Source organism: Paraburkholderia aspalathi, from assembly GCF_905220735.1.
GTDB lineage: Bacteria > Pseudomonadota > Gammaproteobacteria > Burkholderiales > Burkholderiaceae > Paraburkholderia > Paraburkholderia aspalathi.
The window spans coordinates 1,133,729-1,147,696 of sequence record NZ_CAJNBA010000001.1 but is presented as its reverse complement, the minus strand read 5'-3'; the positions used below and the strand labels follow the sequence as shown (position 1 = coordinate 1,147,696).

The window sequence follows — 13,968 nt, the reverse complement described above, 5'->3', positions numbered from 1 at the left end:
CTCTCTCCAAGAAATGCGACTGCGCCGAGCGTCGCGATGACCGGCACGCTCAACTGCACCCTGTCAGTCCTGAAGCCGAAGCGAACATAACATCAAGGTAATTTGAGCGTCAGCGTGCATCAAACTTCGCTGTACAGAATAAGGGTACTCCGAGTCTACGCTGTAATCATCCTCATCGCATATGCTCGGGTCGCAGCACTTGAGTCTCTGGCCAGCTGAGGGTGGGGGATCGAAGGAGATGACCATGAACACCGCCGAGAAGTCCTTGCATTACCTGGTGGAAAAGTGGCTTGCGCCGGCCCCCCTTACTCAAATTCGCGTAATTCAGTTTGGGCATATGCGCGAAGATAGGAGGCGCTACGTGCACGTCGAGGCATCAGCTCCGAGCGGCTCGCGCGCAATCTTTTTCTTTCGGCACGACGACGGCTGCTGGTGCGTATTTCCGCCCCGGATCGCGCGCCCCTTCATGACCGGTCTTCAGCGTGCCACTTGAGCTGCATCACAAGCGCGAACAAGCGGCGAAGGACAAATTGACTGCACATTTAATGCTGTTATCCGCGCATCGCGGAATTCGCAGGTCTCACGCTGTGCGCTTGTGCCCTGCGCGCGATGTCAGGAAGGCCAGCACGGCCGCGATTAGCAGCACGCATGCGCATGTGATGAAAGTTGTTCGATAACCACTCCCGTCAAACAGAATGCCGCCAATGGTCGAGCCCAGCGCTACGGAGAGCTGGATCACCGCCACCATCAAACCACCTCCGGCTTCAGCATCGCCCGGGAGCGACTTCGCCAGCCACGACCACCAGCCCACAGGCGCCGCTGTTGCCACCAGACCCCACACTCCCAACAGTACAAGGGTCACCGCCACGCTGCTGCCAAAGATAGTCAAGGCAAGGGCGATCGCCGCCATCAGCAACGGAATCAAAACCAGAGTGCGGTACATGCCTGTCTTCAGGAAGGTGCCGATCAGCATGGTGCCGATGAATCCCGCGATGCCGATCACGAACAAGATCATTGACAGCGTAGCCACATCCACATGGGTCACAGTTTCCAGGAAGGGGCGCGCATAGGTGAACAGGACGAACTGTCCCATGAAAAACGCACCTACCCCCAGCATGCCGTACGTGACGAGGGGATTCTTGAACAGCCGAAAGACATTCGCGGAGCGGGTCACCTGCTGCTCGGCTTTCATGGACGGCAAGCTGATCCATTGCCAGGCCAGCGCAATCAGTGCGACGGGCACCAAACAGAAGAATGCACCACGCCAGCCGATGACACCACCAAGATAGCTTCCTAGCGGCGCAGCCACTACGGTCGCCAACGCGTTGCCACCGTTGAAAATTGCCAGCGCCCTAAGCACGCTATGGGCCGGCACCAGTCGCATGGCAACAGCTGCCGACATAGACCAGAATCCTCCGATCACTACCCCGATCAGCGCGCGGCCAATCATGTAGATCGAATAGTTGGGCGCCAGCCCGATGACCAGACCTGAGACACACATCAACCCGGTGAGCATCAGCAACAGGGTTTTGCGGTTCAAAGCACCAGCCAGCGATGAAATCGAAAGGCTGGTCAGAACGGCAAAAGCACCCGAAATGGCAATGCCGTATCGGCATGCTACTGCGCGAGCGGGCAGCGTCATTGGGTGGGGAAGCCCTGTTACGCGCGGCGGATGCCGCAATGTATCGTGCGAAAGTCGCAGGCAAGGCGCGTATTGTCGTGCACGAGCTTCACGATTTACCGGCCGGCGTGCCGGGTTGAGATCGACGCCCGTGTCATGCCGGCTGAACCGGGCCGGCCAGCCTGGCGCCGCAGCGCGATTCATCGGCGCACAGGGCGCCTAATGTCGCGACCGCTTTATCGAGCGGGGCCGACCACGGGTATCCATAGTTCAGACGCACACAGTGTCGAAAGGCGCCGTCCGCAGAGAAGATAGGTCCGGGCGCGATACTGATGCCACTGTTGAGCGCAGCCTGGAAGAGGTGTATCGAGTCTACGTGATCCGGTAGCGCCACCCACGTGAAATAGCCGCCGTCAGACTTCGTCGCCGTTGTAGTGGCCGGGAAATGCCGGCTAATCGCGTCGAGCATTTGCGATTGCTGAAGGGCCAACTCGCGACGTAATTTGTGCAGGAAACGTTCATAGCCGCCGTGCTCCAGATAGTCGGCGATTGCGCGCTGTGCCGGCATGCTGGCCGATAGCGTGGTCATCCACTTCGCACGTTCCAGCCGACCCGCGAACCTTCCGGCCGCGGCCCAGCCGATCCGATATCCGGGCGCAAGGCACTTCGAGAACGATCCACAATGGATGACAAGACCTTTCCGGTCGAAGAATTTGGCAGGACGCACCGGGTCCGGGCCAAAATGCAGCTCGTTGTAGACGTCATCCTCGATGAGCGGCACGTCGTGTCTGGCGAGCAGATCAACGAGTGCCTGCTTCCTGGAATCGTCCAGCGTCACCCCGGTCGGATTGTGGAACGAGGTCATGAACCAGCACGCGCGAACCGGATGTTGCTGCAGCGCCTGCGCGAGCGCATCCAGATCATGCCCCTCCACCGGGTCAACCGGAATCTCCACTACGTTCAGCCTCAGACGCTCGATTGCCTGCAGCGCTGCATAGAACGTCGGCTTTTCGATCACGATCACATCGCCTGGTGCGGCGAGCAACTGGGCGCTTAGCGTCAGGGCTTCGAGTGCACCGCTCGTAATGATTATCTCGTCGACGGGCACCGTCATCCCCGCCATCAGGTAACGCAACGAAATCTGCTGACGCAATCCTTCGTGCCCCGGCGGCAATCCGTCAGTCATCCCGGCCAGGTGCGTTGAGCGATTGACCGTCGCGCATGACTTTCCGACGCGCGCCATCGGAAACAGTGCAGGACTCAAAAACGCTGACCCAAATGGAACGGTCTCGGTCTGCCTGACCGTCTTGAGGACCTCAAAGACAAAGTCGCTGACATTGACGGTCTTCGGGTCGATAGCTAGCGGGGTCTTGGGGCTCGCTCGCGGTAATTCTATGGCGCCCGGAGACACGAAATAGCCGGAACGCGGACGTGCCCTGATCACACCCCGATTTTCTAACAGGTAGTAGGCGCGAAACACCGTCGCGGGGCTCACGCCCCACGCCTTGCACGCCGCGCGAACCGAAGGAATACGCGCGCCGGGCGGCAGATCACCGCGCTTGATGAGCTCGCTGAGTTGGTCGGCTAAGCGCTCGTACCGTTTCAACGTGTACTCCTCGCAGAACACACCATTGCAGGCGTCGGGTCAGCCCCGCCAGCATACGCACTCATCTTTAGAAGATAGCCACTTTTCAATCTGATACGGCGTTTCTTTTGCCATCTGCTGCTATTGCGGACGCCCACACGCTGGCAAAGTGCGGCGCAGACCGGTTCCACTTCTGTCGATGTTTCGTCTACGCATAGCGGTTCGACCGATAACGCTTCTCAAGCTGAATTCCTTTAGCGATAAATCAATGGCATTTGCGTTTCCGGTATCAACATTCAGGGGCGGCGCCTTCATCGCCCTTCGTCGAGCCTCGGAAAGAGGGGTGGCAGTCGTCCTGGTCATCTGCACATGCACCTCACTTGCTCTTGCTGGTCCGGCCGACACCAGTTCTGGTCCAATTCTTACGATTGAGCGCAACGTCTGGCAACAGTTGACGGACTGGCTTGCCGGTCCACCAGTGCCCCCGATTCGCTTCGGCTCAGCCTGCGCGTCCATTGCGGAGTTGCCCGTTGTTCCAGCCGCCCTTGCCGGACCGGTTGCTGGCCCGATGCCTGTAAGAACGAATACCTGCGATTCGCTGAAGGACATGCGTGACGTTGCCATCGGAACTGCTGCTGCAAGGGCCCCTTCGGGGCCGAACGTTGTGACGCTGCTGGGGGATGTGCGGTGGCAAATCAGCGACCAGGAGGCTGCAGAACGAAACGGCCTTCCAGCTTCTGACCCAGTGGCTGATATCACGTCACGGGCCGACCGGGCGGAGCAGTCCCCGGAACAACCCGCGATGTCGGCCCCCGACTGCTCAGCGGATGGCAGTTGTGAAACGCAAGCGATCTCGCCTTCGATCGGTGCCGACACACTCGCTCCGGCGCAGGCTCCGGCGGCCACTGCTACGCAGCGCACCTCGGCATGGGACATATTGGGCTTTGTATTCTGGCCGATCCAGGTGGCGGTCCTGGTCGTCGTTGCCGGCTGGGCGCTCAAAAGATGGTTTCGCTACGACAAGTCACTCCTGCGTGCTGCGCGTGCAGGGCTGCGCCGCGGCGAATTCCATCTTGAGTACCAACCCGTCGTTGGCGTGAGGCGGGCCAGATGCGTCGGCGTCGAAGCGTTGTTGCGATGGGACAACCAGAAGTACGGCGCACTGGGCCCGGCGCACTATATGGAGTTCATTGAGAACAGTAGTTTGATCGGTCCGATGACGCGATTCGTCATGTCGCGTGCAGCTCAGGAGTTGCGCGAAATCGGCGCTCCGAAATCGCTCTACCTGGGCGTTACCGCTCCCGCTTCTTACCTGGTAAGTTCCGCGTTCATCGCGCACCTTGGCGACGTTGGCTCCCTCGGCCTTCCACCGCTAATACTAAAGATCGGGGCGGCCAGCGCGAGGAAGTTCAAGAAACGTCTCATCCCCATGATGGCGCAGGCGCGTGATAAAGGAATTCGGTTTGCCCTGTCGGCCGTGCGTCCCACTGACGTCGGACTTGAACTGCCGGCAGAGATGAGCTTTGAGATGATGAAAATTGACAGGAACGTGCTGGCAAAGGATCCCGATGAGCGATCCAGACAGATCAGTGCATTGACGCGCATGGGCCATGAGATGGGCGCCGTGGTCGTGGTCGAAGGTATTGAGAACTCGGCGCATCACAACGTCGTGCGGGCGAGTCGTGCCGAGTTTGGTCAAGGTTTTTTCTATAGCCGTGCGCTCGGCGCCCAACGGCTGAAAGAGTTTCTCGAGACCGTCGACGCCCCGTCCTCAAAGCGGGCAGGAGCCGCAACCGTGCTCAGCTGGCGGGTTCGAAATTTCTGAATGAAGCGTTCCACCCGCAACCGCACCTGCACCCGCATCAGGGCCCGACAGCTCCATTTAATTAGCAAAACATAATAATGAATCGCTATCTCCAACTGGCGGCGGAGGTTTCGCCAGACGAAGGCTACGCAGCAGTACGCCTTGTGGCCTCATAAGCACATGTAGCTGCCATCGTCTCGATGTGTGCAGACCTTTCCCATATTTAAGCGCCGAAACGTAGCCCCACGCGGCCAAAGCCGAATATTTTCGATGCTTGCATATACGGCTAGGACTTCATTTGCGAGCTATGACCTATCCTCTACAAGAGCGTTCTTCACGCCCATTGTCTTCGCGCGGTGGCATGCGAAGCGGAGGAAAATATGTCGGAGCTTCGACTCGGCGCGAACGAGATTCTTCGTACTGTCGCAGATCTACCATGCCCGCAAGGTCTGCCCTTCTTGGGAAATCTGTTCCAGATGCCACCGGCGAAACTTCACCTGGTTTTGGAGCAGTGGGCGAAGCGATTTGGTTCGCCATTCAGGGTTCAGCTCGGCACGATTCCTGTCACAGTGTGGACGCAGGCGGAACTGTTCCAGACTGTCATGCGCGAACGTCCGCACCTCTATCGACGTTTTGCGCCAATTGAATCCGTTATGGCGGAGCTTGGCGGAAACGGTCTATTCGCTGCGGAAGGCTTGGCTTGGGAGCCGCAGCGTCGGCTCGTCATGCGGGCACTGTCTTTTTCCAACGTTAAAGCGTTTTATCCGACGCTTGCGGCCATTACTGGGCGTTTTCTCGCTCGCCTGCAAGAGGCGGCGAGGGAACATAGAACGCTCGAAATGACAGAAGAGCTTAAACGCTACACGGTTGACGTGACCAGTACGCTGGCCTTCGGCGAGGACCCGCATACGCTCGAGCACGAACGGGGGGTAATTCAGGAACAGCTTGGCCTGATACCGCCGGCACTGATGAGGCGCGTCACCGCCCTCTTTCCCTATTGGCATTACGTCACGCTTCCTCAGGACCGACGACTCGCGCAGGCAATGACGGAGGTCCATAGCTACATTCAGAAAATGATTGAACGGGCACGCGAGCGCATGAGCCAGTCGCCTGATGCACCTCCGCACAACTTGCTGGAAGCGATGCTCGCGGCGCGCAACGAACCTGACTCGATGGTTACCGACGAACAGATCTCGGCGAACGTCCTGACGCTTCTTGTCGCAGGTGAAGACACGACGGCCAACGCAATTGCCTGGGGGTTGATGTACGTCGCTATGGATTCGCATCTGCAAAACCGGGTATTCGAACAGTCGCGTGTGGCGCTCGGCGATTCGAGGGTGTGCCCAGACTACGACGCATTGAAGCACCTCGACCTATGCGAGGCGGTATGCAGTGAGGCACTGCGACTGCGGCCCGTTGCTGCAATACAGACGTTCGAGCCCTTGACCGACGTGTGCCTTGGAGGGGTAGCCATACCTGCAGGAACACGCATGTTGTTTCTCACGCGTCCAGGCATGCTGGACCCGCGGAATTTTGTGCGCCCGGAGACATTTGACCCTGACCGTTGGAGGCATCCGCGGGACCCATCGGAAGGTGCGCATGACCAGAAGGCATACCTGACATTCGGCGCGGGGCCGAGAGTGTGCCCGGGTCGTTACCTCGCAGCAGTCGAGATGAGGCTGGTTATATCGATGTTGATGAGAAGCTTCAAGATTGAACTGACAATCGACCCTTCTGAAATCGAAGAAGTTTCAGCATTCACGATGGTGCCGAACCAAATGCCTATACGACTTACGCCACGAGCATGATTTGCCGGCTTGCCAGCTGCCGCACTCATGGCGAACTCCGAGCGTGATGCTGAAGATCTACTCCAGGTATCTCGACCATATTGGCATGCCGTCGTGAACGATGATGCACGCGTCGATGTCGCGCGGCGTTAGAGCGTAGTACTCTTTACTTCGCAGTCTCAGGCGCAGGTAGCTGCTTTGACCCCGTGGTTTCAAGGCCGGTGGCGTGCTGGCTTGGCGTTGCTCCACCCGCATGGTTGTCCGCCCGGTTCTCGACATTCTTGGCGTTCATGGGGCTGACGACCAGTTTCTGGGCTGCGACTTCGCTGTCTGTCGGCGCAAAGACATTGACCTCTTCTTGCGAGTAGGCGTTCGCAAGCGTGCTAAACATGAATGCCGCGGCCACTATCGGCAACGCAATGACGAGTTGCATATCACCTCCACTCCACGTACACCGCCATAGCCTCCGTTGTTACATTGAGGCCACCAGAAGAAAAATAGCGCGGGAGTGAGTACCGGGCAATGCAGGACGGTGCGCAATAGATGCGCCGGCGACAAGGACGGTAGGTCTGTTATCCAGGATCGTGCTACAGCTATGTTATAGGTCTCCCGGTCGGCGATTGACAGCACAATCGCCAAGGATAGTCTGGCTGAATGTTCGGTGGCGTTCCGGTCTCTGGCACACGCCTGCTCCGCAAAAAAACATACCGCGGCTGCACAAGAGGGCTGTGCGGAAAATGGACATTTCAATGCTCAATTGTACGAAGTTTAGGCGCGTTGGATGGTCGATTTCGGGTTGACGAACGAGCAAGGCAATCATGGCGAGGATGTGAAGGAGCTTTACTTCTATCTCGACGGCACACCGACGCATTGGTACATGAAGATGCTGTAAAAGTATCCTCACGACGCGTACCCGTACCAGGATCTGATCGATGAAAATCTGCGGCGCCGCGCCGATCAGCCCGAATACGAAATTCTCGACACGGATTTATCGCTACAACTGAGACGAAAGATGAAGAAGCTATTGACCCTGGCCGTATCGGTCTTACTGCTGGTTGGCGGGTTGCTTTTCCAGCAAGGGGCGCTCGCGGATAGCGCCACTCCTGACGCAAGCACGAAAGCGTTTTACGCCTGGTATATCAAGCTGGAATCCAAAGAGACCTATCCTCTGCTGGACAAGGGCATCTATGCCTACGTGACCAAAACCACGGTCGACAAACTCCGAAGCGCTTACCGCCATAACAGGCTGCCTGGAGACGCCGACTATTTCACGAAGGTCCAGGACTACGACGAACACGACTGGTCGAACAACATCGCAACACTCCACGCGATCATGCTCGACGACGTTGCGGTTGTCCCAGTTACTTTCGGCTCGAAAGACAAAATCAGCGTGTTGGTGTTTCTGCGCAAGCAGGGCGACAGCTGGAAGATCACCAAAGTTGATGACACGCTCGATTATCAATAGTCGAGTCTAATGTCGGCGGTTACGTTGTCGAACTGCTGACGCAGGTTCAAGCCCTAGCCGCGCCAGAGATCAGAATAACCATGCGCATCCTCTATGCACGCAACAAGCTGCAATTGGTCGACGATAAAACCGGTCAGGATGGCGTGAAGGAATCGAAGTTGACAGTTGCGCCGACGGCTCAAGCCACCGCGGCCAAGTGATGCTGATTTGTTGAGTATCGCAGCGGATTCCGATTAGCAACGCCCGCACAAGACGGGCGTTGCTGCATCGAAGCCAGCTGTTATGGCAGAGCCGGCCCTGCGCTCTGTCTCAGACTATTACGGCGTGCGCGGAAACTCGAACGCTTCGAACAGATCGTCGATTGCGGGCGCATTAACCGGCACATACGGATGCGTCTGCAACTGGATCGGATTCGGCAGATTGTCGCGGCTTCTATGCGTGATCGGCTTCAGACGCCAGTTGCGATCGATGAACTTCACGATCGAAGCATGATCCCCGTACTGATGCACGACACGTCCACCGCGGGAGTACGGCGACACGACGATCATCGGAATGCGCGGGCCGTCGCCGAAATAATCGAGCGGCTGGATGTAGCCTGAGTCGTAGTAGCCGCCACCTTCGTCAGTCGTGACAAGAATCGCTGTCGAGGCCCACAAACTCGGGTCACGCTGTACCGTATCCACCAGCTTGTGCACGAACGATTCAAAGAGCCCGAACTTAGATGACTCCGGATGCCCGTCGAGCAGTCCGCCCGGCTTCACGAACGAAACCGCAGGCAGCGTGCCGTTCGCAATGTCCGCGTACAGATCGGTCGTGTCCTGCAGGTGCGCTTTGACGAGCGCGGGGTTCGTCATGATCGCGGTTTCATACAGGAACGGGTTGCAGATATTGCAGTAGACACTCGTGGCCGGCGTAGTCACAAAGGTATTCCAGCCTTCGCCGTAATACTTCCACGAGATGTTCTTCTCGATCAGCGTATCGGCGATCGTCCGCACCGGCGACGGCGGGATCGTGAACGTACTCGTATTGACCGTGCCGTCCCCGTTGTAGCCCGGGTTGTAGTTGTTCAGCAGGTAGTACGTGTTCGGCGCGCACTTCGCGTCCGGCTTGTACGGCAGGCGGTTCAGATACTGCCGCAGTGCGCCGGGCCCGGGCTGATGACCATCCGAGCAGTTGCTGTACGAACCGCCTGAATAGCCGTCCTGCGTGTACCAGTTGTTGGTGTTCGCCAGCGGCAGCGGATTTTCGATCTGATCAGCCGGCGGCTTCGCGGCATTGCCGTTGCCGTCTGTGTAGTAGAGCGCATCGGCGGTGCCTATCATGATGCTGTTTGCGCCCGTGCCGCCCATCACCGGCTGGTGATAGTTGTCGCTGATCGTGAATTCACGCGCGAGATGTGTGAAATACGGCATGTCGCCGGTATTCACGTTGTAATAGCCGAGCGCGGTCGCTCCTTCGCCGGTTGTCTCGTCGTTGAAATTCGCGGGCCGCGGCTGGCCGTTCGAACCGGCGCCCACCGACGTCTCCACCCATGCGAACAGATCCATCTGACAACCGCTCGGATTATCGAGCGTGGCGTGATCGAGACTGCAATCGGCCTCTTGCCAGTTCTGGTAGAAGCGGTGCACCGGACTATTGATGTATTGGTCATAGTCGGGACCAACACGCGAAATCTGATACGGTCCGTTCGGCAGGTTATACGTGTTCGAGCCGAAGCGCGTATCAACGCTATGCGTCGGCAAGCCGCTCGCACCGGTGGTCAAATGCACGACGTCCCAAGGCTCCATCATCGCGCCCTCGGTGGCCTGCGCCGCTGCGAGCGTAGCGAATGGCGGTGGACTGGTATCGCTCGGTGTGCTTGCCGTAGAGCCGGTATTTGGCGCCGGCAGCACTGTATATGGCTGCTTGCCGCCAGGCGCCATTTCGAAGCGGTTTGGGTCCGTCGCACTGGCCGTGTATTGCGCGGCCAGCGCGAAGTTCGGACCCGGGTGGCCGTCGGCCGTGATGATGCCCTTCGACAGCAGGTTCGCCACCGTCTGCCCCTGGCGTGGCGTGTACGCGCCGAATACGTGATCGAACGTGCGGTTCTCGCCGACCACTACGATGACATGCTTGATCGGCGACGCGGTGTTCACTGTCGCGACCGCTATCGCGGCCTGCTGCTGGCTTTGTGCGACGGTCGGCCAGATAGCCGCGGCAAGCGCGACGGAAACGGCGCCGCAAAGCAAGCCGCTTCTAAATATTGGGGTACTAATTACATTGGCAATTTTTTTCACGAACGCCTCCATGACGTTACTCGGACGAGCAAGCGGTAATGTGGCGTGTGGAAACGACGGGCAGCCCCTACGTGGGGATGCTGCCTCTATTACAAAGCGTTACGAAGGAAAGAAATTATCGGGAGGGAATGACGATACGGGGACGAAAAAAAGTCGATAGTGTGTGAATCTTCTAACGAATCACTTTCATCGCGATTCACTTTGCATAATTCGCTCGCAGATCCAGACTGGACAACGATGATGCGCTCACAGCAAAGGCCGCGCCGGGGTGCTGCCGAACATCGACGCAATGAGTACTGCCGCGTACATTCGCTGGCAGGGATGGGCCGTGTTGATCGCATACTTCCTGTTACTTGGCTTGGTCACTCTACGTTTTCAACCTGGTCTTCATTCTTTCGCGTTCGGCTTGCTGGTCGCGTTGTTGAGCCTTGCCCTTGTGGCCGTATGCTGGTTGAAGGGAGAACCGCCTCGCTGGCGATGGGGCAATGACTAAGCCCATCAATTAGCTGCGGGCTCGATATCGCACGCGACACCCCAATGTCCGCATCGGCGGGTAGGCGCTCCGGCCGCTGCCGTTCACACCGCGGCGATTCGCGGAATCGTGCGATCGAATATCGTGGCGACAAACAGGCAGGCGCTCAACACACCCATAACGATGGCCAGGCTGTGCAGGCCGTGATCGCTCGCAGTTTTGCCATATAAGGCGCCAAGGAGGCTGGTCGCCGCGATTGCACCCAGATATCCAGCGGTGCGCTGGAGTCCCGCAGCAGTGCCGATCTCGTCGGCCGGCGCCTGCAGATAGACGGCAGTCTGAGTGGCTGTGGAAAACATGCCTTGAGGCACACCGAAGCACATAACCGCGGCGGCGATGATCCATGCGGACTTGCTGCTGTCGATAAAAAACAGGCAGATGCATCCGGCCAGCGCTGCGCCAATGCTGACGATAAACGGCCCTCGAATGCCTTTTGTGCGGCCGCCTGTCACAGAGGAGACGGCGGCGAGCAGCGACATCGGCATGGTGATGAGGCCCGCTTGACTAGTGGAGAAGCCGGCGCCACTTTCGAGCCACTGAGCGAATCCGTAGAGGATGCAATACACGATCATCAGGACCGCCCCTGCGCGTAGATAGGTTACCGTCAACGGTCGGTTACGGGCCAACATCCGCACATCGATAAACGGCTGCTTGCGGCGCGCCGAGTGGAGCACGAGCGCAACACCGAGAACGGCGGCGATAGGCAGCATGCTCCAGACTGGGCGGTCGAGATTCATCAGGAAAATCATCAGGCCGAGCAAGAAGCCGGTGAACAGCAGGATGCCCACCACGTCGAGCTCTGCCATCAGACGCGCAAAGCTGCCATCGCGCGGCTGATCCTTTGGCACCCACAAAAAGACCAGCAGCGCAGCGAGCAGCGCGAGCGGCGTGTTCACGGCAAAGATCGAGTGCCAGCCGAAAGCGCCTGTCAGCACGCCACCCAGCAAGGGGCCGATGGCCAGGGTGGAGACCCCCGCCAGCGAGAGAATGCTCATGGCGACGCGTGGCGGCGCCGCACCGAGCCGATCTGCCTGGACGCGGAAGATGCGCATGGCCGACGGATAGGCGCCGGCGGTGCCGATTCCTAGTGCCACCCGCACCGCGATCAAGACGCCGAGCGTCGGAGCAAACCGGCCGACCAGCGCGGATATCGCGACGATGAAGAGGGAGATCAGGTAAATCCGGCGTGGGCCGAATAGATCCGCCAGTCGCCCCATGGTCGGCTGGGCCACGGCGCTTGCCAGGTAGAGCCCGGCAATAAGCCATCCAGCCTCCGCGACGCTTGCATGGAAGTCGGTCGCAATTGGCACCAGCGCGGTAGAGATCATGGTCGAATTGATCGGATTCAGTACGGCGCCCAGCGCTAGCGGTGCAATGAAACGGAAGCCGAAACCCGCCTGTTGTTCGTTCGGGCGAGCGGGATCGGCGCCGGTTGTCAGCGGATTGCTTTGCATTTTGCGTGGCTCAGTTCTTCAGATCGATGTCATCGGACTTCACCACGCGTGCAAGTAGCGGAAAGATGTTGTCGACTGCAAACGCGTGCATGTCATGAGACAGCCCCGTCGTCGCATCTTCGGCGATCACGACGTCGTAGCCATGCTCGTAGGCCTGGCGCGCGGTGGATTCGACGCCCATGTTGGTGGCGATGCCGGCGAGCACCACCGTTTTGACGTTCCGGCGCCGCAACTGCACATCGAGATCGGTGCCGTAGAACGCGCCCCATTGATGTTTCGTCACGAGAATGTCGGACGCGTGAGCGAGTTCTTCGACGAGCTGGCTGAAGTTCGCCGGAAAGCCCCCTTCCGGACGCGGAAAAGGACGGTCCACGGGCTGTTTCAGCACATCACCGAAGTCCGCCGCGAAGGCGACGTTGACCAGTACGACCGGTGCCCCGGCAGTCCGGAAACGCGCTGCTAGCCAGCCACCGGTTACTGCCACCTGAACGCCGGGGCGGGGTGCCAGAGCGGGGATCGACACGATGCCTTGCTGGAGATCGACGAGAATGAGTGCGGTTGTAGTCGCGGGAAGAGCGAGCATGATGGGAGCCTTACGGTGGATTCGAGGAGGTAACTGACACCCAAGCATAACTCTATTTGAGTATTTGCTCAAATAGAGTTATGTGGCCGAGGGCCACCGTAACTGGCAAACTGACGGCATGTCTTCGACTCCCGCCAAAACTAAAACTCAATCTGCTGCTCCGCGGCCCAATCGTCAACGGTCAGCGCTTGCGCCGCAGCGTGGTGTCGGCCGTGAGCGCGTCGCCACGTTGATGGCCGCTGCGTCGAAGGTCATTCAGGAGCGTGGTTTTGATGCCGCAACCATGGCCGAGATCGCGGCGCGCGCGGACACAAAAATCGGTTCGCTCTATCGTTTCTTTCCGAACAAGGAAGTGCTGGCCGATGCACTGATGCAGCGCTACAGCGAGTTGCGTGATGCCCAATGGGACGAAATCGATGCCCGTGCCCGAGTGGTGTCGATAGACGAGTTGGCCGATTTGCTGGTCGACTCCATTGCGGAGATCCACGACGAGAGCAAGGCGCTCGTCGCTTTGCTGGATGCCCGTTCGGAATGGTCCGGCAAGCGACTCGAGTATCGCGAGAAGGCGCTCAAGCGGATTGTTGGGACGCTGCGGCTCAGGGCGCCGACATTGCCGGGAGAGACCGCCGAAGACATGGCGGTGGTATTGCTCAACAACATGAAAACGATGGTGGCGATGACGCTCGACAAGTCGGCTCCAACCAGCCCGGGCGGCCCTGCCGAGTTGCGTCTAATGAACCGGCTGTATCTCGCCAGCAAGCTCGCTGGCCACGAACTGCCCGCGGCTCAGGCCGGGGCGCCACCATCAATCCGGTAGCGGCCGTTCCAACAAGTCACCGCCTTCGTCGCAGCACTGGTTCG

11 protein-coding genes and 1 pseudogene are annotated in these 13,968 nt (G+C 58.9%); 6 read left to right on the top strand and 6 right to left on the bottom strand.

The window, feature by feature from the left end; all coding sequences use genetic code 11:
* The first annotated feature begins 244 nt into the window (after window positions 1–244).
* Window positions 245–493, top strand: a complete 249-nt coding sequence (locus KHO30_RS05085; RefSeq protein ID WP_211700228.1) for a hypothetical protein — start codon at window positions 245–247, stop codon at window positions 491–493.
* An 87-nt stretch (window positions 494–580) separates the two neighbouring features.
* Here the strand turns inward: KHO30_RS05085 and KHO30_RS05080 are convergent, their stop codons facing one another.
* Together KHO30_RS05080 and KHO30_RS05075 are read right to left on the bottom strand one after the other, a co-directional pair.
* Window positions 581–1,642 carry an MFS transporter gene (locus KHO30_RS05080; RefSeq protein ID WP_211700227.1) on the bottom strand — a complete coding sequence of 354 codons (1,062 nt, stop codon included), beginning with the start codon at window positions 1,640–1,642 and terminating at the stop codon, window positions 581–583.
* A 133-nt stretch (window positions 1,643–1,775) separates the two neighbouring features.
* On the bottom strand, window positions 1,776–3,227 hold the full coding sequence (locus KHO30_RS05075) for an aminotransferase-like domain-containing protein (RefSeq protein WP_211700986.1): 1,452 nt from the start codon (window positions 3,225–3,227) through the stop codon (window positions 1,776–1,778).
* 178 nt (window positions 3,228–3,405) lie between these two features.
* Between KHO30_RS05075 and KHO30_RS05070 the strand changes: the two genes are divergently transcribed.
* Complete coding sequence (locus KHO30_RS05070) at window positions 3,406–5,031, top strand: EAL domain-containing protein (protein ID WP_244863949.1); 1,626 nt, start codon at window positions 3,406–3,408, stop codon at window positions 5,029–5,031.
* Between the two features lie 359 nt (window positions 5,032–5,390).
* On the top strand, window positions 5,391–6,818 hold the full coding sequence (locus tag KHO30_RS05065; RefSeq protein WP_211700226.1) for a cytochrome P450: 1,428 nt from the start codon (window positions 5,391–5,393) through the stop codon (window positions 6,816–6,818).
* Between the two features lie 145 nt (window positions 6,819–6,963).
* Here KHO30_RS05065 and KHO30_RS05060 read toward each other — a convergent pair whose 3' ends face one another.
* Window positions 6,964–7,230 (bottom strand): hypothetical protein, encoded by a 267-nt coding sequence (locus KHO30_RS05060; protein WP_211700225.1) that lies wholly within the window; start codon window positions 7,228–7,230, stop codon window positions 6,964–6,966.
* 357 nt (window positions 7,231–7,587) lie between these two features.
* Here KHO30_RS05060 and KHO30_RS05055 point away from each other — a divergent pair.
* A pseudogene (locus KHO30_RS05055) lies at window positions 7,588–7,782 on the top strand (hypothetical protein); the annotation flags it as partial.
* Window positions 7,783–7,809: 27 nt separating this feature from the next.
* Window positions 7,810–8,262, top strand: a complete 453-nt coding sequence (locus tag KHO30_RS05050; protein WP_200620985.1) for a DUF3828 domain-containing protein — start codon at window positions 7,810–7,812, stop codon at window positions 8,260–8,262.
* Window positions 8,263–8,579: 317 nt separating this feature from the next.
* Here the strand turns inward: KHO30_RS05050 and KHO30_RS05045 are convergent, their stop codons facing one another.
* From KHO30_RS05045 to KHO30_RS05035, 3 genes are all read right to left on the bottom strand, one after another.
* On the bottom strand, window positions 8,580–10,550 hold the full coding sequence (locus KHO30_RS05045; RefSeq protein WP_211700224.1) for an alkaline phosphatase family protein: 1,971 nt from the start codon (window positions 10,548–10,550) through the stop codon (window positions 8,580–8,582).
* 564 nt (window positions 10,551–11,114) lie between these two features.
* Window positions 11,115–12,524 carry an MFS transporter gene (locus KHO30_RS05040; RefSeq protein ID WP_093641884.1) on the bottom strand — a complete coding sequence of 470 codons (1,410 nt, stop codon included), beginning with the start codon at window positions 12,522–12,524 and terminating at the stop codon, window positions 11,115–11,117.
* A 10-nt stretch (window positions 12,525–12,534) separates the two neighbouring features.
* On the bottom strand, window positions 12,535–13,107 hold the full coding sequence (locus KHO30_RS05035; protein WP_211700223.1) for a hydrolase: 573 nt from the start codon (window positions 13,105–13,107) through the stop codon (window positions 12,535–12,537).
* 232 nt (window positions 13,108–13,339) lie between these two features.
* Between KHO30_RS05035 and KHO30_RS05030 the strand changes: the two genes are divergently transcribed.
* Window positions 13,340–13,924, top strand: coding sequence for a TetR/AcrR family transcriptional regulator (locus KHO30_RS05030; protein ID WP_093641877.1), 585 nt, complete (start codon window positions 13,340–13,342; stop codon window positions 13,922–13,924).
* The last annotated feature ends 44 nt before the right edge of the window (window positions 13,925–13,968 follow it).

What these genes read in the sequence shown, in the direction of transcription:
- KHO30_RS05085 (WP_211700228.1), top strand. Translation starts at nt 245, where the DNA reads ATGAACACCGCCGAGAAGTCCTTGCATTACCTGGTGGAAAAGTGGCTT.
- KHO30_RS05080 (WP_211700227.1), bottom strand. Translation starts at nt 1,642, where the DNA reads ATGACGCTGCCCGCTCGCGCAGTAGCATGCCGATACGGCATTGCCATT.
- KHO30_RS05070 (WP_244863949.1), top strand. Translation starts at nt 3,406, where the DNA reads ATGTTTCGTCTACGCATAGCGGTTCGACCGATAACGCTTCTCAAGCTG.
- KHO30_RS05065 (WP_211700226.1), top strand. Translation starts at nt 5,391, where the DNA reads ATGTCGGAGCTTCGACTCGGCGCGAACGAGATTCTTCGTACTGTCGCA.
- KHO30_RS05060 (WP_211700225.1), bottom strand. Translation starts at nt 7,230, where the DNA reads ATGCAACTCGTCATTGCGTTGCCGATAGTGGCCGCGGCATTCATGTTT.
- KHO30_RS05050 (WP_200620985.1), top strand. Translation starts at nt 7,810, where the DNA reads ATGAAGAAGCTATTGACCCTGGCCGTATCGGTCTTACTGCTGGTTGGC.
- KHO30_RS05045 (WP_211700224.1), bottom strand. Translation starts at nt 10,550, where the DNA reads ATGGAGGCGTTCGTGAAAAAAATTGCCAATGTAATTAGTACCCCAATA.
- KHO30_RS05040 (WP_093641884.1), bottom strand. Translation starts at nt 12,524, where the DNA reads ATGCAAAGCAATCCGCTGACAACCGGCGCCGATCCCGCTCGCCCGAAC.
- KHO30_RS05035 (WP_211700223.1), bottom strand. Translation starts at nt 13,107, where the DNA reads ATGCTCGCTCTTCCCGCGACTACAACCGCACTCATTCTCGTCGATCTC.
- KHO30_RS05030 (WP_093641877.1), top strand. Translation starts at nt 13,340, where the DNA reads ATGGCCGCTGCGTCGAAGGTCATTCAGGAGCGTGGTTTTGATGCCGCA.